The following is a 17,759-nucleotide window of genomic DNA, read 5'->3' as shown; positions in this document are numbered from 1 at the left end:
TACCGCTGGAAGAGCGCGAGACAGTGGCCAGCGCGGCGCCGCCATGGCCACCTGAGGATCACATACCGAGGGGCCAGGGTGCTTCTTCCTGGCCCCTCGGTATCCCTCATGCCTTGAGGAGCCGTGGCTTTGTTCGTGAGTTGTGAGAGCGCGTGCCGCTCGGCGGGCGTGCGATAGGTTGCCCGCCATGACTGAGTTTGGACCCGTCGCCTGGCCACCTGCCCCGATAAGGACCGAGCGGCTCGCGCTCCGTGAGCCCGAGGCCCGGGACCGTGCGGCGTTCATCGAGCTGTTCGCCTCGCCAGAGGTGGGTACCTACATCGGTGGCCCTCGACCGCGTGATGAGCTCGAGCGCGCGGTGCCTGAGGTGCCCGGGCGGCGCCCTGGCCTTTTCGTGATCGATCTCGACGGAGCGATGATCGGCATGATCACGCTCGATCGGCGCGACGCAGAGCGTCCGGGGCACGTCCGTCCGGATGCCGGGGAGGCCGAGCTCGGCTACATGTTCCTGCCGGAGGCGTGGGGACGCGGGTACGCCGCCGAGGCGTGCACTGCGGCACTCGACTGGTTCGCCGACGCGCTTCCCAGCGAGCCGGTGGTGCTCTGCACCCAGACTGCCAACGACCGCGCGATGCGCCTCGCGGCGAACCTGGGGTTTACCGAGGTGGAGCGGTTCGAGGAGTACGGCGCCGAGCAGTGGTTCGGCGTGTGGTCCTCGGTCACGCCGTCCGGTTGAACTCGTGCTCGACAGCGCGGATCTCCACGAGGCCACCGATCGGTCGTCGGCCTCGGCGCGCCGCTTGACCTCGTAGGGTGCCAGTCCGCCTCGGGTGTCCAGGGAAGGGGTGATGTGCCGGCAGTCAGGCGTCGATCTCGCGGGGCAGTAGCGGCCGGTCCTTGACCCGCCGACGCGAGAGCGCGGGCAGGCGGCGCACCGCCTTCAGGATGCGCCGCCCGGACGGGGCGCCGCCCGGCGCGTCCGACTCACCCAGCAGGGACAGGAACGGGCGCACGGTGTTGTAGCGCAGGGCCAGCTTCTCCCGCATGGCGGCCTCGGCCGACCCGTCATCCTCGGGCGCCAGGGCCTCGACGGTTGCGACTGCCCCGGCCACCGCCGTATGCGGCAGCGCCTCCTCCACCGCCGCCCACAGCGCCGCGACGTCCAGGTCCGCCTCGTGCTCGGCGACCAGGTCCAGCTCCTCGGTGAGGATCTTCGACGCCTTCGCCAGGATGCGGGCCGCCTTCTCCAGCTGCGGCAGCATCGCCAGCCGCTCCCGGTCCGACGCCCGCCGAGCCGGGCTGATCAGCCGGTTCGCCATCAGCACCGCGAACAGGTCCAGCGCATCGTCGACCGCCTGCGCCTCCAGCTGACGCACCACCGCCGTCAGCAGCGCGGTCCGCCGCGGCTCCGGCGCCCGCTCGATCGTCTGCGCCTTGCTCAGCTGCCCGTACCGGGCCGGTGTGGACAGCCGGTTCACCGGCACCCGTGACAGGTTCACCCGCCCCAGCGCGAACGCGGAGATCTCCTCCACCCGCTCCATGGCCCGCATCATGGCGGTGCCCGTCGACTTCGTCGGCGGGGTACGCAGCCGCTCCAGCTCCGAGACGCGCTTGCCCTCCGGCACCGCCAGCAGCTCAGCCAGCGCCGGCGCGAGCGCGGGATCGGCCCGGTGCGCGGCGCGGGCCACTGCCTCGTACAGGCGCCGCTCCGCCGCCGTGCGGGCCTCCGACACCTGCCGGGCCAGCACGCTCACCCCGGGCAGCAGCACCCGGTTCTTGCGCAGCCACGCCACCGCGTGGTTGAACAGGGCCACCGGTCCCTCGGCGTGCGTCCACGCCCGCCCGTACAGGAAGCCACGGAACTCCCGGCCCCATCGCCGGTCGGTGAAGTCCCGGTACTGGAACCGCTTCTGGATCTCCGCCGCGTGCTCGTACACCGTCGAGCGCCGCTCCGGGTGCCGCTTCACGCATGAGGCATCGGCGATGCCGAGCTGCCCGGCCAGATACTCCACGGCCTCCCAAGGCACCGCGAGCGGGTCCTCGCCCAGGAACCGGCCGATGTGCCGGATCGTGCTTCTCTGCACTAAGTCAAGCGAGGCGATCACGGTTGTCGACCCCGCACCCCCAGCTCTGCCCCAGGGGCAAAGTAACCAACAGGTAACTTTCAGTTGGTCAGGCGCGCCGTTTCCCTCCCCTTGTCGCCTCATTGGGCTGTCCGGGTGAAGCCCGAGGCCGACGAGGAGAGCGAGCGTGCGGGTGGAGTGGTCGCCTATGAATCGCACCGTGCGAGCCCTCGAAGGGGTGCTGGAACTGGTGAAGTCTCACTCAGGTGTCGCTTGCTGACGGGGGCTCGGCGAAGGCGCTGGCGGCTGCGGCGAGGGCGGCGGTTCTGGCCGCATGGCCGGGCAGTTGCGGGTCGGGGGGCGTGCGGAGGAGTACCAGCTGGTGGTACAGCGGCGCGGTGGCGGCGATGAGCAGTCGCCGAGCGTCGGTGTGCGGCAGAAGTTCACCGCGCCGGACCGCTCGGCTGACGATGATCTCGCAGCGGGCGTACCGGTTCTCCCAGAGCCGCTGTTGCGCGTGGGCGGCTTTCTCGGAGCGGAACGAGGCGGCGATCAGAGCCGCGACGATCGGCGGCTGTGCAATCAGGGCTGCCTGGATCTCCTGGTTCAGCGCTGCCAGGTCCCCTTCCAATGAGCCGGTGTCCGGTGGCAGCCAGTCGTCGTCGCTCGCCGCGTCGAGAACGTCGGCGAGCAGGCCGCCGACGTCCCCCAGCGCCGGTACACCGTTGTGCGGTGCACGCCCGCGCGGGCGGCGACGGCGTCCATGCTGAGCCCGTCATAACCGTGTTCGCCGAGTTCCGCGCGGACCGCGTCGAGCATCTGCGTACGAATACGGGCGCTGCGGCCCCCGGGTCGGCGTCGCGTCGGCGTTGGCCGGGTGCCTTCCGGCCCTGGGGCTTCGGGAGTCATCGCTGGTAATCCGTTGCTCAGGGGGACGGCGTTATGGCAGCATCTTAATGCATCAGTTGTCGCACTAGTGGAGTTATCGATGCTCTTCCGAAGCGTTCGCCCGGCCCTGCGGCCCTTGACTGCCGCCTCGTCCTCGAATGCTTTGGAGTCCCCGCATGCCTACACAGATCACCGCGCTCGCCGTCAGCAAGTCCTTCAACGGCAGGCTCGTCCTTGACTCGGTGACCTGCTCGCTCGCCGCGGGCGAGCGCACCGGGATCATCGGTGAGAACGGATCCGGCAAGACCACCTTGCTGCGCCTGCTCGCCGGGCGTGAACGGCCCGATCAGGGCGAGGTCGTCGTCCAGGCCGCTGGTGGCGTCGGCTATCTCGCGCAGGACGAGCGGCTGGCCCCGCAGGCGACCGTCCAGCAGATCATCGACCGGGCCCTGAGCGATCTACGCGCCGTCGAGCAGCGAATGCGCCGTCTGGAGGCCGCGATGGCCGATGGCGACGAGTCGGGCATGGCCGAGTACGGCGAACTGATGACAGTCTTCGAGCTGCGCGGCGGCTACGACGCCGACGCCCGTGTGGAACGTGCCCTGCACAGCCTGGGTCTGGGGCTGGTGAGCCGTGACCGTACCGTGGGCAGTCTGTCCGGCGGAGAACAGGTCCGGTTACGGCTGGCGGCCGTCCTGGCGGCCGCGCCGGAGGTGCTGCTGCTGGACGAGCCGACCAACCATCTCGACGAGGGTGCCCTGAGCTGGCTGGAAGAACACTTGCGCACCCGGCGGGGCACCACGGTGACGGTCTCCCACGACCGCGTCTTCCTCGAACGTGTCGCCACCAGCCTGCTGGAGGTGGACGCCGACCGGCGCCGCGTCGTCCGGTACGGCAACGGCTACACCGGCTACCTCGCCGAGAAGACGGCTGCCCGGCAGCGCTGGGCTCAGGCGTACGACCAGTGGCGGGAGGACGTCGACCGGCTCCGCGAGGCCGCCGCGACCACCGCCCGCCAGGTGGCCCCCGGCCGTCCGATGAAGGACGGCAACAAGATGGCCTACGACCGGGCGGGCGGCCGAGTGCAGCAGTCGCTGGCCAGCCGGGTGCGCAACGCCGAGGAACGGTTGCGCCGCCTGCTTGCCAACCCGGTCCCGCCCCCGCCGGAGCCGCTGTGCTTCACCCCCGTACTGCGGGCCCGCCGCCTGCAGGGCGTCGTGCTCGACACCACAGACATCGCCGTCGCCGACCGGCTCGACAGCACGAGCCTCACCGTCACGGCGGGCGAACGCCTGCTGATCACGGGGCCGAACGGAGCGGGCAAGAGCACCCTGCTCCGTGTCCTGGCCGGGGAAGTCGCCCCCGACAGTGGGTGCGTCACCCGCCGTGGCAGGATCGGCTACCTCCCCCAAGAGCCGCAACCCGGGGAACCGGACGAGACCGTGCTGGCCGCCTTCGCCCGTGGACGGGCGGGGGAGGCCGCCGGGCACACCGAACGGCTGCTGTCCCTCGGCCTGTTCGACCGCGACCAGCTCACGGTGCCGGTCGGTCGGCTGTCCACCGGGCAGCTGCAGCGTCTCGCCCTGGCGCGATTGCTCAGCGAGCCGTCGGACGTCTTGTTGCTCGACGAACCCACCAACCATCTGTCGCCCGCCCTCGTCGAAGAGCTGGAAACCGCTCTGACTGGGTACAACGGCGCCATCGTCATCGTCAGCCATGATCGCCGGCTGCGTCGGCGCTGGCGGGGCGCCCACCTGGCCATGCGCGCGACTTCGACGTCCGCCACCAAGTGCTGAGGTCCTCCAGACCCGCAGACATCCCTTCAGAAAGGAAGCATTCGTGATGCCACCTGTTCCCGCCGACCCGACCGTGGTCCATCCGATGCCCGAGCAGCCGCGGGTGGTACTGCTGAAGCCACTGGTCACCTCGCCGCTGATCGAGGTCGGAGAGTTCTCCTACTACGACGACCCCGATGATCCGACCGCCTTCGAGACTCGCAACGTGCTGTACCACTACGGACCGGAAAAGCTGGTCATCGGGAAGTTCTGCGCGCTGGGAGAGGGCGTGCGGTTCATCATGAACGGCGCCAACCACCGCATGGACGGCCCCTCGACGTTCCCTTTCCCAATCATGGGCGGTTCCTGGTCCGAGCACTTCGACCTCATCACCGGCCTGACCGGACGGGGGGACACCGTGGTGGGCCATGACGTCTGGCTCGGTTACCGGGCCATGGTGATGCCCGGCGTCCGCATCGGGCACGGAGCGATCATCGCTTCCGGCTCCGTCGTCGTCGACGACGTCCCCGACTACGGCATCGTCGGCGGCAACCCCGCCCGTCTCATCCGCCGCCGCTACAGCGATGGGGACGTCAACCGCCTCCTGGCCCTGGCCTGGTGGGACTGGCCGCTCCAACGCATCACCGAACACATCCGCACGATCATGTCCGGCAGCATCGACGACCTGGAGAACGCGGCGGCCGCACAGGCGGCAGAGGTACCTCAAGACCCGCCGCCGGGCCATTGAACGGTCCTGGCAGAGGACGACCGGCCCTGCGAAGGCCGGGCTCCTCTTGGGGAAACGCCACGTGCGGTGAGGCCGAGCGGATTCACCGCCATGTCGCCGAACGCCGATGGACGCCCTATATACGGTGATCCGCTCCCGTATCGGCGATCCCTTCACATTCCAGCACCGAGAATCGAGCTGTCAGCATGCCTGCTTCGTCCCACCACAACCCGTTCGCCGACTGGCTTCGCGCCCATGCCGTCCCGCTCACCCACCTCGACCCCGCGGCGCCGCTCGATGACCTGGAGCCGCTGCGCGACATCGCTGGCGAAGCCCGCGTGGTCGCGATCGGCGAGAGTTCCCACTTCATCAACGAGTTCGCAGCCATGCGCCGGCGCATCCTGCGGTTCCTGGTCGAGCGTTGCGGCTTCACCGTGCTGGCCTTCGAATACGGCTTCAGCGAAGGGTTCCTCCTTGACGCGTGGGCCCAGGGCGAGGGGATGGACGATGACCTGTCGGCCCACCTTGCCGCGGCGATCCCCGTGGGAGTCGATGAGCCGCTGCGCTGGATGCGCCGACGCAACCGCACCGCCTCACCACCGGTGCGTTTCGCCGGCATCGACATCCCGGCGGCCGGTGGGTCCTTGCTTCCCGCCCTGGCCCCGGTCGCTGACTACCTGCGCCACACCGATCCCGAAACCCTGCCGGCGGTCCAGACGGCGATGCGGATCGCCGAATCGTTCGCCGGCGGGTCGGGGGCCGACACCGCGCCCGCGTGGGCACGCCTGTCCACTGCCGAACAGGACGCCCTCAGCGCTACCTTGATGCGGCTGCTCATCCGCTTCCGCTCCGTTGAACCGCTGTACGTCTCCCGCGGCGGCCGGTCGAGCTATGACATCGCCCTGCGACGCCTCGAAGGCGCCTGCCACGCCGACTACACCTTCCGCGCCCTGGCTGACCTCTTCGCCGGCAAAGGGCTGACCGCCGACACCTCGGCCCGGGACATCTACATGGCCGAGTCGGTCCTGTGGCACCTGGAGCGCTTCGAGCCCGGCACCCGAGTCGTTCTGGCGGCTCACAACGCCCACATCCAGAAAACACCGGTCTCCTTCAACGGCCACCTCACGGGGTTCCCGATGGGACAGCACCTGCACCGCGTGCTCGGCGACGAGTACGTCGCCCTCGGCCTGACGAGCACCACCGGACACACCGCGGACATGCCCCGCGACGAGCACGCACGCTTCGGTTTCACCATCGACACCACCGCGCTGGAGCCGCCCGAGCCGGGAAGTGTCGAAGCGGCCTTCGCCGATGCCGGCCTCGGGCTCAGCATGGCCAATCTTCACCGGGCACCCTGCGAGGCCCCCGGCAGCGCCGACCGTGCCCCGGGCCCCGACCGCATCCGGATACAAAGCGCCTACCTGCACACCCCCGTCCTCGACGCGTTCGACGCCATCCTCAACACCCCGACCTCCACCGTGGCCGACAACCTCGAAAACACGTGAGATAGGCCAGTGACCAGGGCGGTGAGGCCGAGAAAGCACACCCGGCTGAGGTCAGAGACAGGAGCCCGGGCAAAGGCAAGTGGATTGGGGGCGAGTGGTCGGGATGCCGAGAGAAACAGGTGCCCGGCGTGTCAGGCGGGCCGCGTCAGCTTGTTTGGTGCGGACGAAGGTCAGGGTCATGTCGATGCCTTCGATCTCGCCGAACCACTGCTCCTCTGTGGTTCGCTTCCGGCGGAGGACCAAGTCCTTCTCGATCTCGGCCAGCCTCGGCAGCATCTTCGGGTTGACCTGCAGCATCGGGCATCGAATGCAAGCGTGTTCGTGCTGACAGGATGATTCATAAGGGCGAGCGCAGTTGCCGAGCTCGACCTTGCGTTTGTCGCAGTACTCCTCAAACTCCGCCCACTCCTCGGGGGTGACATCGACGTACTCGTCCTCGGGAAGCAGGGCTCGGCGGTGGTTCAGGAACTCCTGGTAGTGCTTGACGATGTCCTCGGCGAAGACCGCAACGTAGCCCTGTGTTGTCTGGAGATTCAGGTGTCCGAGGAGAGCCGCCCCGATGTGGATCGGAAGGCCGCCGTTGACGATCTCGGTCGCGAAGAGCCGGCGAGAGTCGTGTGGCGTGAACTTCGTGCCGACGAACGCCGGGGCAGTCTCGGCGATCTCTTCGCAGCTGCGTGCGAGCATGTTGAGGATCGTGTGCGGGGCAATGACGTTGCGAACCGTCCCCAGCTGACGCTGAAACAGAAACGGCATGGGTTCTGACCAGAGCTTTTCGTGTGGGTCGTAGCGGGTCACGAGCGGGATGGCCTGGCCGTTGCGGGTCTGGTGGCGGATGATCTGCGCGACGGCATGGAACAGCTCGGCGGACATCGGGATGACCCGCTCGCGTTCACTCTTCGACGGGGCGACCACCAGGAGAGCGATGACCTCACCGTTGGGCCGCTCGTATTGGCGAATGCTGAGGTGGGTCAGCTCAACGAGCTCTTCCACTCGGATACCGCTGTGCCGCAGGATCTCGACGGCCACCCACTCCCAGAACGCCGACTCCTCCACCATGGTCACGTGGACCATCTCGCCGGTGCCGTGGTCGATGGCCCGGACAGGCGGCTCGACCAGGGTCTTGGCCCGACGGCGGTCCTCGCGGGAATCCGTGCGGCTGTAACGGTGCCCCCGATGCTCGAAGGACTGCCCCAGGGGGACGGGACGGGCAGCCTCCAGCAGGCCCGCCAGGCGCTCGTAGCGATCCTCGACATGCCGGACGAGGACTGGCAACAGGGGCTGGCGAGCGCGGGTGCGGTCGGCCAGAACATCATCGACACGGCGAACGGCAAGAGAGCGCTCACCAGCCCGTGGGGCGACAAGCCCAACCGGCGGGTCGCCCTCGACCCCCGGATGCTGAACGGTCTGCTGAAGCTGCGCACCCGGTACGGCTACCGGCTCTCCGTCTCCGAGATCGTCGGCGGCGACCACAGCGGCAACTCCAGGCACTACGCCGGGATCGCCTTCGACATCACGCACATCAACGGCCGTCACGTCGGCAGCGGCGCCCCGCACAAGCAGCTCATGGCCGACTGCAAGAAGCTCGGTGCGCAGGAGGTACTCGGCCCGGGCAACGCCGGACACAGCCGCCATGTGCACTGCGGCTGGTCCCGCTGACCCCGATCCGCAGAAGGCAGGACAGGTGTCCGGCCACCCCGCCCGGGGCGGCCGGGCACCGGCATGCCGACCGTACCCAGCCCGGCCGGGGGCCGGTCCGCTCAGCGAGCCGCCGCGACCCGGAAACGCAGCCCGGCCGCGCGCAGCCGGTCCAGCAGTGCGTCACCCATCGCGACGGCCGTGGTGACCTGCCCCGATGTCGACGGAAGCTCGTCCAGGGCGAGGCAGAGCGCGGACTCGGCGAGCATCTTCGCCGTTTCGTCGTAGCCGGGGTCGCCGCCCGACACCTCGGTGAAGACCCGGTGCCCGCCGCCTTCGCCGACGAAGCGCACGGTGAACCAGCTGCGCCGCCTACGACCCGCGTCCGGGCCCTCGCCCGGCTTGTACCGGTCCATCAGCCAGGACCGCGCCGCCGGTACCTGCGCGGCACCCAGGAGGGCGCCGATCGCGGCCGTGCCGCCCAGCGCCACGGGCAGATGCTTCACGGAGGCGAAGTGGCGGTAGCGGAAGTCGGGGCCGTACCGGGCGAGCACCCGCGCCGAACGCTCGATGACCTGCGGGTCCAGCGTCGGCAGCGGCAGCGCCCAGGTGCCGGTCTCCGTACTGAAGTGCGGGGCGCCGAGCCGGGCGCGGGCGCGGCGGGCCACCAGGCGGGGTTCATGGAGCCGGCGTTCCTGCGCGGCGCGCAGCATGTGAGGGCCGCGGCCCATCGCGGTGAGCGCGGAGGCGAACGTACCGCCGGAGAAGACGGCGTTGCCGCGGACGAATCCGTCGATCGTCAGCGGCACGTCCTGCGGCAGCTGCTGGACGGTGAAGTACGCCCCGAGGTCGTGCGGTACCGAGTCGAAACCGCAGGCGTGCACGAGCCGGGCCCCCGTCTCGCGGGCCCGCGCGTCGTGCTCCAGATACATCCGGTCCACGAACTCCGCCTCGCCGGTGAGGTCCGCATAGTCCGTCCCGGCCTCGGCACAGGCCGCGACCAACTGCTCGCCGTACCAGACGTAGGGACCGACCGCCGTGGCCACCACATGGGCGGATTCGGCGAGTTCGCGCAGCGAGTGCTCGGCGTCGGCGTCGGCGTGCAGCAGCGGGAGATCCGCGCAGCGCGGGTCGATCGCGGTGAGGTGTTCGCGCAGTTGCTCCAGTTTGGCCCGATTGCGTCCGGCCATGGCCCAGCGGAAGCCGGCGGGTGCGTGGGCGGCGAGATATTCGGCGGTGCGGGCACCCGCGAAGCCCGTGGCACCGAAGAGGGCTACGTCATAGGGGCGTTGTGCCCCGTTCTGCCTGTTCACGAGTGCCTCCGCAGGGGCCGGCGCCGATGTGGCAGGCAGAGGTTAGCGGAGGGGTTCGTGGCGGTGTGCAGTCGGGCGGCGATCGTGGGGGAGGATCCAGGGGAAAGAACTAAGCGCTTGCTCGGCCCAAAGGGTTGTGCGGAGCGCGGTGCGTTCTTAGCATCATCGCTGTTACATCAGTTGTGTCACACCGCTGGGGGTTTGATGGCAACGACAGAGCACGGCCCGCTGGCAGGCGTGCGCGTGGTCGAGCTGGCAGGCATCGGCCCCGGCCCGTTCGCCGCGATGCTTCTGGCCGACCTCGGCGCCGACGTCGTCAGGGTCGACCGGCCCGGCGGCCCCGGGCTCGGCATCGACCCCGCGTACGACCTCACCAACCGCAATAAACGCTCCGTGCTCGTAGACCTCAAGGCTGAGGACGGGGCCGCCAAGGTGCTCGATCTGGTCGAGCGCGCCGACATCCTGATCGAGGGCTACCGGCCGGGCGTCGCCGAACGCCTCGGTGTCGGGCCGGCCGCCGCGCTGGCCCGTAATCCGCAGCTCGTCTACGGACGGATGACCGGCTGGGGCCAGGACGGACCGCTCGCCGAACGAGCCGGGCACGACATCGCCTACATCGCCCTCACCGGCACCCTCTCCATGATCGGCAAGCCCGGTGAGCCGCCCACCGTCCCGGCCAATCTGGTCGGCGACTACGCGGGCGGCTCGCTCTATCTCGTCGTCGGTGTCCTTGCCGCCCTCCAGCACGCCCGCACCCCCGGCGGCCGGGGCCAGGTCGTGGACGCGGCGATCGTCGACGGCGCCGCCCATCTCGCCACGATGATCCACGGCATGCTGGCGGCCGGCGGCTGGCAGGACCGGCGCGGCTCCAACCTCCTGGACGGCGGCTGCCCGTTCTACGGTTCGTACGAGACCGCCGACGGCCAGTACATGGCGGTGGGCCCGCTGGAGCAGCGGTTCTACGACGAGTTCAGCAAGCTCCTCGGTATCGAGGAAGAGGCCCCGGACCGGGCGGACACCGCCCGTTGGGAGGAGTTGCGCACGCTCGTCGCCGACCGGTTCAGGACCCGTACGCGCGCGGAGTGGACCGAGGTGTTCGAGGGCACGGACGCCTGCGTCGCCCCTGTCCTCTCGCTCCGTGAGGCGCCCCGCCATCCGCACATCGCCGCCCGCTCGACCTTCGTCGAGCACGGCGGACTCACCCAGCCCGCCCCCGCACCCCGCTTCTCCGCCACCCCCGCATCCGTACGCAGCGGGCCCGCGAGGCCCGGCACGGACACCGAGGCCGTCGCCGCCGACTGGGACGTACCCAGCATCACGAGGACCCGGAAGGACACCACCGACTGATGGAACTCTCCCTGCCGCTGAACTACGCGGGCGACCCGCGCGAGGCCTGTGACCAGGTCGCCACGCTGGAGCCCGCCGGACTCGACGCCGTCTGGGTCGCGGAGGCGTACGGCTTCGACTCGCCCACGATCATGGGCTATCTGGCCGCCCGTACCGAACGCATGAAGATCGGTGCGGCCATCCTCAACGTCTACTCCCGCACCCCCGCCCTCATCGCCCAGACCGGTGCGGGACTCGACGCGATCTCCGGCGGCCGGGCGCTGCTCGGGCTCGGCGCGTCCGGGCCGCAGGTCGTGGAGGGATGGCACGGCAAGGCGTACGACAAGCCGCTCGGCCGGACCCGCGAGACCGTCGAACTCTGCCGCCGGATCTGGCGCCGCGAGATCATCGATCACCACGGCATCACCGACATGCCGCTGCCGAAGGAAAAGGGCGGCCTGCTCGGCAAGCCGCTGAAGATCCTCACCCGGCCGGTGCGCGAGGAGATCCCGCTCTACATCGCCTCCCTGGGCCCCGCCAATGTCCGGCTGACCGCCGAGATCGCCGACGGCTGGCTGCCGACGCTCTACATCCCGGAGAAGGCCCGGCAGGTGTGGGGCACGGCTCTCGCCGGAGGCGCGGCGAAGCGCGACCCGGCACGAGGCCCCCTCCAGACCGTCGCGGGCGGACTCCTCGCCATCGGCGACGACGCCGCCGCGCTCCGGGATCTGGCACGCCCGCAGATCGCGCTGTACGTCGGCGGCATGGGCGCCAGGGGCAAGAACTTCTACAACGACCTGGCCGTCGCCTACGGATACGAGAAGGAAGCCGCACTCATCCAGGAGCTCTACCTCTCAGGGAAGAAGAAGGAGGCCGAGGCCGCCGTCCCGGACGAATTCTGCGAGCTCATGTCGCTCTGCGGCCCCGAGGGTTACGTACGCGACCGCATCGAGGCCTTCCGTGAGGCCGGCGTGACGATGCTCAACGTCACCCCCGTCGGCCCCGAACCGGCCCGGCTGATCTCCACCGTCAAGAACTGGCTCTAGGAGGCTCGCAGTGCAGCGGCAGATCTTCACCGAAGAGCACGACGCGTTCCGCGAGACCGTCCGCACCTTCCTCACCAAGGAGGTCCTCCCACACTACGAACAGTGGGAGAAGGACGGCATCGTCTCGCGCGAGGCCTGGCTCGCGGCCGGCCGGCAGGGACTGCTCGGCCTCGCCGTACCCGAGGAGTACGGGGGCGGCGGCAACACCGACTACCGCTACAGCGCCGTCCTCGCCGAGGAGTTCACCCGGGCCGGTGCTCCCGGACTGGCACTCGGGCTGCACAACGACATCATCGGCCCCTACCTCACCGGCCTCGGCACCGACGAGCAGAAGCGGCGCTGGCTGCCCGGCTTCTGCAGCGGCGAGATCATCACCGCCATCGCCATGACCGAACCGGGCGCGGGCTCCGACCTCCAGGGGATCCGCACCACCGCCGAGGACAGGGGCGACCACTGGCTGCTCAACGGTTCCAAGACGTTCATCTCCAACGGCATCCTCGCCGACCTGGTGGTCGTCGTGGCGAAGACAACCCCTCAGGGCGGTGCGAAGGGGCTCTCGCTGATCGTCGTCGAACGCGGCGCGGAGGGCTTCGAGCGGGGCCGCAACCTCGACAAGATCGGCCAGAAGTCCCAGGACACCGCCGAGTTGTTCTTCAACGACGTCCGTGTCCCCAAGGAGAATCTGCTCGGCGAGCGCGACGGCGCCTTCATCCATCTGATGACCAACCTGGCGCAGGAGCGGATCGGCATAGCGGTCGCCGGAATCGTCGCCGCCGAACATCTGCTGGAGATCACCACGCAGTACGTCAAGGAGCGCGAGGCCTTCGGACGGCCGCTCTCCAAGCTCCAGCACATCCGGTTCGAGATCGCCGAGATGGCCACCGAGTGCACCGTCACCCGCACCTTCATCGACCGGTGCATCGTCGAACACTCCGACGGTGGGCTCGACGCCGTACACGCCTCGATGGCCAAGTGGTGGGCCACCGAGCTGCAGAAGCGCGTTGCCGACCGCTGCCTCCAACTCCACGGCGGCTACGGCTACATGACGGAATATCCGGTCGCAAAGGCGTTCACCGACGGCCGTATCCAGACCATCTACGGCGGCACGACCGAGATCATGAAGGAGATCATCGGCCGCTCGCTGCTCGCCTGACCCCTGACGCACAACCACCCTCGAAAGGCTGCTGTCTTGAGTACCGAAGCGTTTGTCTACGACGCGATCCGCACCCCGCGCGGCCGCGGCAAGGCCAATGGCGCCCTGCACGGCACCAAGCCGATCGACCTCGTCGTCGGCCTCATCCACGAAATCCGCAGCCGCTTCCCCGGCCTGGACCCGGCAGCCATCGACGACATCGTCCTCGGCGTGGTCAGCCCGCTCGGCGACCAGGGCTCCGACATCGCACGGATCGCCGCCATCGCGGCCGGCCTCCCGGACTCCGTCGCGGGCGTCCAGGAGAACCGCTTCTGCGCCTCGGGCCTGGAGGCCGTCAACCTGGCCGCCGCCAAGGTCCGTTCGGGCTGGGAGGACCTGATCCTCGCGGGTGGCGTCGAGTCGATGTCCCGCGTCCCGATGGGCTCCGACGGCGGTGCCTGGGCGATGGACCCGATGACCAACTTCGACACCGGCTTCGCCCCGCAGGGCGTCGGCGCCGACCTCATCGCCACCATCGAGGGCTTCTCCCGCCGTGACGTCGACGAGTTCGCCGCGCTCTCCCAGGAGCGCGCCGCCGAAGCGTGGAAGGACGGCCGCTTCGCGCGCTCCGTCGTCCCCGTCAAGGACCGCAACGGCCTCGTCGTCCTCGACCACGACGAGCACATGCGGCCGGGCACCACCGCCGACTCGCTCGCCGCGCTCAAGCCGTCCTTCGCCGCGATCGGTGAGATGGGCGGCTTCGACGCGGTCGCGCTGCAGAAGTACCACTGGGTCGAGAAGATCGACCACGTCCACCACGCGGGCAACTCCTCCGGCATCGTCGACGGCGCCGCACTCGTCGCGATCGGCAACAAGGAGATCGGTGAGCGGTACGGACTCACGCCGCGCGCCCGGATCGTCTCCGCCGCCGTCTCCGGCTCCGAGCCCACCATCATGCTGACCGGCCCCGCGCCCGCCACCCGCAAGGCCCTCGCCAAGGCCGGGCTGACCATCGACGACATCGACCTCGTCGAGATCAACGAGGCATTCGCCGGCGTCGTGCTGCGGTTCGCCAGGGACATGGGGCTCTCCCTCGACAAGATCAACGTCAACGGCGGCGCGATCGCGCTCGGCCACCCGCTCGGCGCCACCGGCGCGATGATCCTCGGCACCCTCATCGACGAACTGGAACGGCGCGAGAAGCGATACGGCCTCGCCACCCTCTGCGTCGGCGGCGGCATGGGCATCGCCACCGTCATCGAGCGTCTCTGACCGTCCCCGGCCACCCCTGCTTACGGAGAAGAACAGCAATGACCGAGAGCACGACCATCCGCTGGGAACAGGACGAGACCGGCGTCGTCACCCTCGTACTCGACGACCCGAACCAGTCCGCCAACACGATGAACCAGGCCTTCAAGGACTCCATCGCGGCCATCGCCGACCGTGCCGAGGCCGAGAAGGGCTCCATCCGCGGCATCATCTACACCTCCGCCAAGAAGACCTTCTTCGCGGGCGGCGACCTCAAGGACATGATCAAGGTCGGTCCTGAGAACGCCCAGCAGGCCTTCGACACCGGAACCGCCATCAAGAACTCGCTGCGCCGCATCGAGACCCTCGGTATCCCAGTCGTCGCCGCCATCAACGGCGCGGCGCTCGGCGGCGGTTACGAGATCGCGCTCGCCTCGCACCACCGCGTCGCCCTCGACGCACCCGGCTCCCGGATCGGTCTGCCCGAGGTCACCCTCGGCCTGCTGCCCGCGGGCGGCGGTGTCACCCGCACCGTACGCCTCATGGGCATCGCCGACGCACTGTTGAAGGTCCTCCTTCAGGGCACCCAGTACACCCCGCAGCGCGCACTGGAGAACGGCCTGGTCCACGAGGTCGCCGCCACCCGTGAGGAGATGCTCGACAAGGCGCGCGCCTTCATCGACGCCCACCCCGAATCCCAGCAGCCCTGGGACGTCAAGGGTTACAAGATCCCCGGCGGCACCCCCTCCAACCCGAAGTTCGCCGCGAATCTGCCCGCCTTCCCGGCCAACCTGAAGAAGCAGATCGCGGGCGCCCCGATGCCCGCACCCCGCAACATCCTGGCCGCCGCCGTCGAGGGCTCGCAGGTCGATTTCGAGACCGCGCTGACCATCGAGGCCCGCTACTTCACCGAGCTGGTCACCGGCCAGATCTCGAAGAACATGATCCAGGCGTTCTTCTTCGACCTCCAGGCCGTCAACTCCGGGGCCAGCCGCCCCAAGGGCATCGAGGAGCGCCAGGTCCGCAAGGTCGCCGTCCTCGGCGCCGGGATGATGGGCGCGGGCATCGCGTACTCCTGCGCCCGCGCGGGCATCGACGTCGTCCTCAAGGACATCTCCGCGGAGGCCGCCGCCAAGGGCAAGGCGTACAGCGAGAAGCTCCTCGACAAGGCGCTCTCCCGGGGCCGTACCACCGAGGCCAAGCGCGACGAACTGCTGGCCCGCATCACCCCGACCGGCGACCCGGCCGATCTGGCGGGCTGCGACGCCGTCATCGAGGCGGTCTTCGAGGACACCGCGCTCAAGCACAAGGTGTTCCAGGAGATCCAGGACATCATCGAGCCGGACGCCCTGCTCTGCTCCAACACCTCGACCCTGCCCATCACCGTCCTCGCCGAGGGCGTCTCGCGCCCCGCCGACTTCATCGGGCTGCACTTCTTCTCGCCCGTGGACAAGATGCCGCTGGTCGAGATCATCAAGGGTGAGCAGACCGGCGACGAGGCCCTGGCCCGCGCCTTCGACCTGGTCCGCCGGATCAGGAAGACGCCGATCGTCGTCAACGACTCCCGGGGTTTCTTCACCTCGCGCGTCATCGGCCAGTTCATCAACGAGGGCGTCGCCATGGTCGGCGAGGGCGTCGAGCCCGCATCGGTCGAGCAGGCCGCAGCACAGTCCGGCTACCCGGCCAAGGTGCTCTCCCTGATGGACGAGCTGACCCTCACCCTGCCCCGCAAGATCCGCAACGAGACCAGGCGGGCCGTCGAGGAGGCCGGTGGCACCTGGGCCGGACACCCGGCGGACGCGGTCATCGACCGGATGGTCGACGAGTTCGACCGCCCGGGACGCAGCGGCGGCGCGGGCTTCTACGAGTACGACGAGGCCGGCAAGCGCACCCGCTTGTGGCCCGGGCTGCGTGAGCACTTCACGAGGCCCGACACCGGCATCCCCTTCGTCGACATGAAGGAGCGGATGCTGTTCTCCGAGGCACTGGACAGCGTCCGCTGCCTGGAGGAGAACGTCCTCATCTCCGTCGCCGACGCCAACATCGGCTCCATCATGGGCATCGGCTTCCCGCCGTGGACCGGAGGCGTACTCCAGTACATCAACGGTTACGAGGGCGGCCTGCCCGGCTTCGTGGCACGCGCCCGGGAGCTTGCCGAGAAGTACGGTGACCGCTTCCTGCCGCCCGCGCTGCTCCTGGAGAAGGCCGAGAAGGGCGAGACCTTCCACGACTGACAGCAGCACCCCGGGCCGCGTTCACTCCGCAGTGAACGCGGCCCGCAGCTCTTCCTTCAGCGACCGCTGGAACGCGGTCACCAGCGCCTGGAGCACCATCGGCTGCATGTGGGCCGACAGCGACTTCATCGCCGCCACATGCTCCGGGTCCGACTCCCGCTCCCGGTACGGATTCCACACCTCGTCCCGGAACAGCCGGGTCAGCTCCTGCGCGGCGGACCGGGAGTGCTCCAGCAGGACCGTGCGCGCGGCCAGAATCGTCTCGTGCGCGATCGGTACACCGAGCAGCTCGACCCCGAGCCGCAGCAGCCCCGGGTCCACCCGGTAGCTGCCGTCGGCCGGCTCCGCACGCTCCAGCACCCCCATGGCTGCCAACCGTGCTATGTCCTGTTCGGTCAGCGCCCGCCCCGCACGCCGCTCCAGCTCCGCCCGCGTCGCATCTTCCGCCGAATCCGGCGCCCAGGACGCCACCAGCGCCCGGTGGATCGCCAGATCGTGTGCGCTCAGATCCGGTGGCAGCTGCTCCAGATAGCGTTCGATCGCGGCCAGCGTCATGCCCTGGTGCTGGAGCTCCTCGATGAGCGCGAGCCGGGACAGATGCTCATGCCCGTAGTGCCCGACGCGACGCGGCCCGATCACCGGAGGCGGCAGCAGACCCCGAGTGCTGTAGAAACGCACGGTGCGTACGGTGACACCGGCGCGTGCCGCCAGCTCGTCGACGGTGAGCGTCGGGTCCTCGGTCCCGGTCGCCATGTCTGCTCCTCGCGTTCCGACCCAGCGGCGAACTGCTGCGTCTGCACCAATCAGGTTCAACAGTATTGCTGTCTCACCACTGTTGTGAAAGTGTCCGGCAGCATCCAAGCG

At 69.5% G+C, this 17,759-nt stretch carries 13 protein-coding genes and 2 pseudogenes; 10 read left to right on the top strand and 5 right to left on the bottom strand.

Annotation, left to right across the window (positions count from 1 at the left end):
* Positions 1–187 precede the first annotated feature (187 nt).
* Positions 188–736, top strand: a complete 549-nt coding sequence (locus OG953_RS06930) for a GNAT family N-acetyltransferase (protein ID WP_405683060.1) — start codon at positions 188–190, stop codon at positions 734–736.
* Positions 737–866: 130 nt separating this feature from the next.
* Here OG953_RS06930 and OG953_RS06925 read toward each other — a convergent pair.
* Positions 867–2,084 (bottom strand): annotated as a pseudogene (locus tag OG953_RS06925) (DUF4158 domain-containing protein); the annotation flags it as partial.
* Positions 2,085–2,325: 241 nt separating this feature from the next.
* A pseudogene (locus tag OG953_RS06920) lies at positions 2,326–2,972 on the bottom strand (TetR/AcrR family transcriptional regulator).
* Between the two features lie 155 nt (positions 2,973–3,127).
* On the opposite strand from OG953_RS06920, the gene abc-f reads away from it, so the two are divergent.
* The 3 genes from abc-f to OG953_RS06905 all read left to right on the top strand — a co-directional run bounded on the left by abc-f (position 3,128) and on the right by OG953_RS06905 (position 6,958).
* A complete protein-coding gene (gene abc-f, locus OG953_RS06915) occupies positions 3,128–4,747 on the top strand; it encodes a ribosomal protection-like ABC-F family protein (protein ID WP_405683059.1) in 1,620 nt (539 codons plus the stop codon).
* A 46-nt stretch (positions 4,748–4,793) separates the two neighbouring features.
* Positions 4,794–5,474 (top strand): CatB-related O-acetyltransferase, encoded by a 681-nt coding sequence (locus tag OG953_RS06910; protein ID WP_405691691.1) that lies wholly within the window; start codon positions 4,794–4,796, stop codon positions 5,472–5,474.
* Between the two features lie 185 nt (positions 5,475–5,659).
* Positions 5,660–6,958, top strand: a complete 1,299-nt coding sequence (locus OG953_RS06905) for an erythromycin esterase family protein (RefSeq protein ID WP_405683058.1) — start codon at positions 5,660–5,662, stop codon at positions 6,956–6,958.
* 51 nt (positions 6,959–7,009) lie between these two features.
* On the opposite strand, the gene OG953_RS06900 is transcribed toward OG953_RS06905, so the two are convergent.
* Entirely contained in the window at positions 7,010–8,017 is a 1,008-nt protein-coding gene (locus tag OG953_RS06900; RefSeq protein WP_405691689.1) for a tyrosine-type recombinase/integrase, read from the bottom strand.
* Positions 8,018–8,023: 6 nt separating this feature from the next.
* On the opposite strand from OG953_RS06900, the gene OG953_RS06895 reads away from it, so the two are divergent.
* Positions 8,024–8,617 carry a hypothetical protein gene (locus OG953_RS06895; RefSeq protein ID WP_405683057.1) on the top strand — a complete coding sequence of 198 codons (594 nt, stop codon included), beginning with the start codon at positions 8,024–8,026 and terminating at the stop codon, positions 8,615–8,617.
* A 101-nt stretch (positions 8,618–8,718) separates the two neighbouring features.
* On the opposite strand, the gene OG953_RS06890 is transcribed toward OG953_RS06895, so the two are convergent.
* Positions 8,719–9,909 carry a saccharopine dehydrogenase family protein gene (locus OG953_RS06890; protein WP_405683056.1) on the bottom strand — a complete coding sequence of 397 codons (1,191 nt, stop codon included), beginning with the start codon at positions 9,907–9,909 and terminating at the stop codon, positions 8,719–8,721.
* Between the two features lie 204 nt (positions 9,910–10,113).
* Between OG953_RS06890 and OG953_RS06885 the strand changes: the two genes are divergently transcribed.
* From OG953_RS06885 to OG953_RS06865, 5 genes are read left to right on the top strand one after another with little or no spacing between them, the layout of a single operon-like run.
* The gene (locus OG953_RS06885) at positions 10,114–11,256 is read left to right on the top strand and encodes a CaiB/BaiF CoA transferase family protein (RefSeq protein WP_405683055.1); all 1,143 of its coding nucleotides are present in this window, start codon (positions 10,114–10,116) and stop codon (positions 11,254–11,256) included.
* On the top strand, positions 11,256–12,281 hold the full coding sequence (locus tag OG953_RS06880) for an LLM class F420-dependent oxidoreductase (protein WP_405683054.1): 1,026 nt from the start codon (positions 11,256–11,258) through the stop codon (positions 12,279–12,281). The genes OG953_RS06885 and OG953_RS06880 overlap by 1 nt, the downstream gene beginning before the upstream one ends.
* A 10-nt stretch (positions 12,282–12,291) precedes the next feature.
* On the top strand, positions 12,292–13,434 hold the full coding sequence (locus tag OG953_RS06875; RefSeq protein ID WP_405683053.1) for an acyl-CoA dehydrogenase family protein: 1,143 nt from the start codon (positions 12,292–12,294) through the stop codon (positions 13,432–13,434).
* A 36-nt stretch (positions 13,435–13,470) separates the two neighbouring features.
* The gene (locus OG953_RS06870; RefSeq protein WP_114247810.1) at positions 13,471–14,685 is read left to right on the top strand and encodes an acetyl-CoA C-acetyltransferase; all 1,215 of its coding nucleotides are present in this window, start codon (positions 13,471–13,473) and stop codon (positions 14,683–14,685) included.
* A gap of 38 nt (positions 14,686–14,723) precedes the next feature.
* Entirely contained in the window at positions 14,724–16,895 is a 2,172-nt protein-coding gene (locus OG953_RS06865) for a 3-hydroxyacyl-CoA dehydrogenase NAD-binding domain-containing protein (protein ID WP_405683052.1), read from the top strand.
* A gap of 21 nt (positions 16,896–16,916) precedes the next feature.
* On the opposite strand, the gene OG953_RS06860 is transcribed toward OG953_RS06865, so the two are convergent.
* The gene (locus tag OG953_RS06860; RefSeq protein WP_405683051.1) at positions 16,917–17,648 is read right to left on the bottom strand and encodes a MerR family transcriptional regulator; all 732 of its coding nucleotides are present in this window, start codon (positions 17,646–17,648) and stop codon (positions 16,917–16,919) included.
* Positions 17,649–17,759: the final 111 nt, after the last annotated feature.

The sequence above is a fragment of the Streptomyces sp. NBC_00057 genome, from assembly GCF_045041165.1.
Lineage (GTDB): Bacteria > Actinomycetota > Actinomycetes > Streptomycetales > Streptomycetaceae > Streptomyces.
This window is presented reverse-complemented; position numbering and strand designations above follow the sequence as displayed.

What these genes read in the sequence shown, in the direction of transcription:
- OG953_RS06930 (WP_405683060.1), top strand. Translation starts at nt 188, where the DNA reads ATGACTGAGTTTGGACCCGTCGCCTGGCCACCTGCCCCGATAAGGACC.
- abc-f (WP_405683059.1), top strand. Translation starts at nt 3,128, where the DNA reads ATGCCTACACAGATCACCGCGCTCGCCGTCAGCAAGTCCTTCAACGGC.
- OG953_RS06910 (WP_405691691.1), top strand. Translation starts at nt 4,794, where the DNA reads ATGCCACCTGTTCCCGCCGACCCGACCGTGGTCCATCCGATGCCCGAG.
- OG953_RS06905 (WP_405683058.1), top strand. Translation starts at nt 5,660, where the DNA reads ATGCCTGCTTCGTCCCACCACAACCCGTTCGCCGACTGGCTTCGCGCC.
- OG953_RS06900 (WP_405691689.1), bottom strand. Translation starts at nt 8,017, where the DNA reads ATGGTGGAGGAGTCGGCGTTCTGGGAGTGGGTGGCCGTCGAGATCCTG.
- OG953_RS06885 (WP_405683055.1), top strand. Translation starts at nt 10,114, where the DNA reads ATGGCAACGACAGAGCACGGCCCGCTGGCAGGCGTGCGCGTGGTCGAG.
- OG953_RS06880 (WP_405683054.1), top strand. Translation starts at nt 11,256, where the DNA reads ATGGAACTCTCCCTGCCGCTGAACTACGCGGGCGACCCGCGCGAGGCC.
- OG953_RS06865 (WP_405683052.1), top strand. Translation starts at nt 14,724, where the DNA reads ATGACCGAGAGCACGACCATCCGCTGGGAACAGGACGAGACCGGCGTC.
- OG953_RS06860 (WP_405683051.1), bottom strand. Translation starts at nt 17,648, where the DNA reads ATGGCGACCGGGACCGAGGACCCGACGCTCACCGTCGACGAGCTGGCG.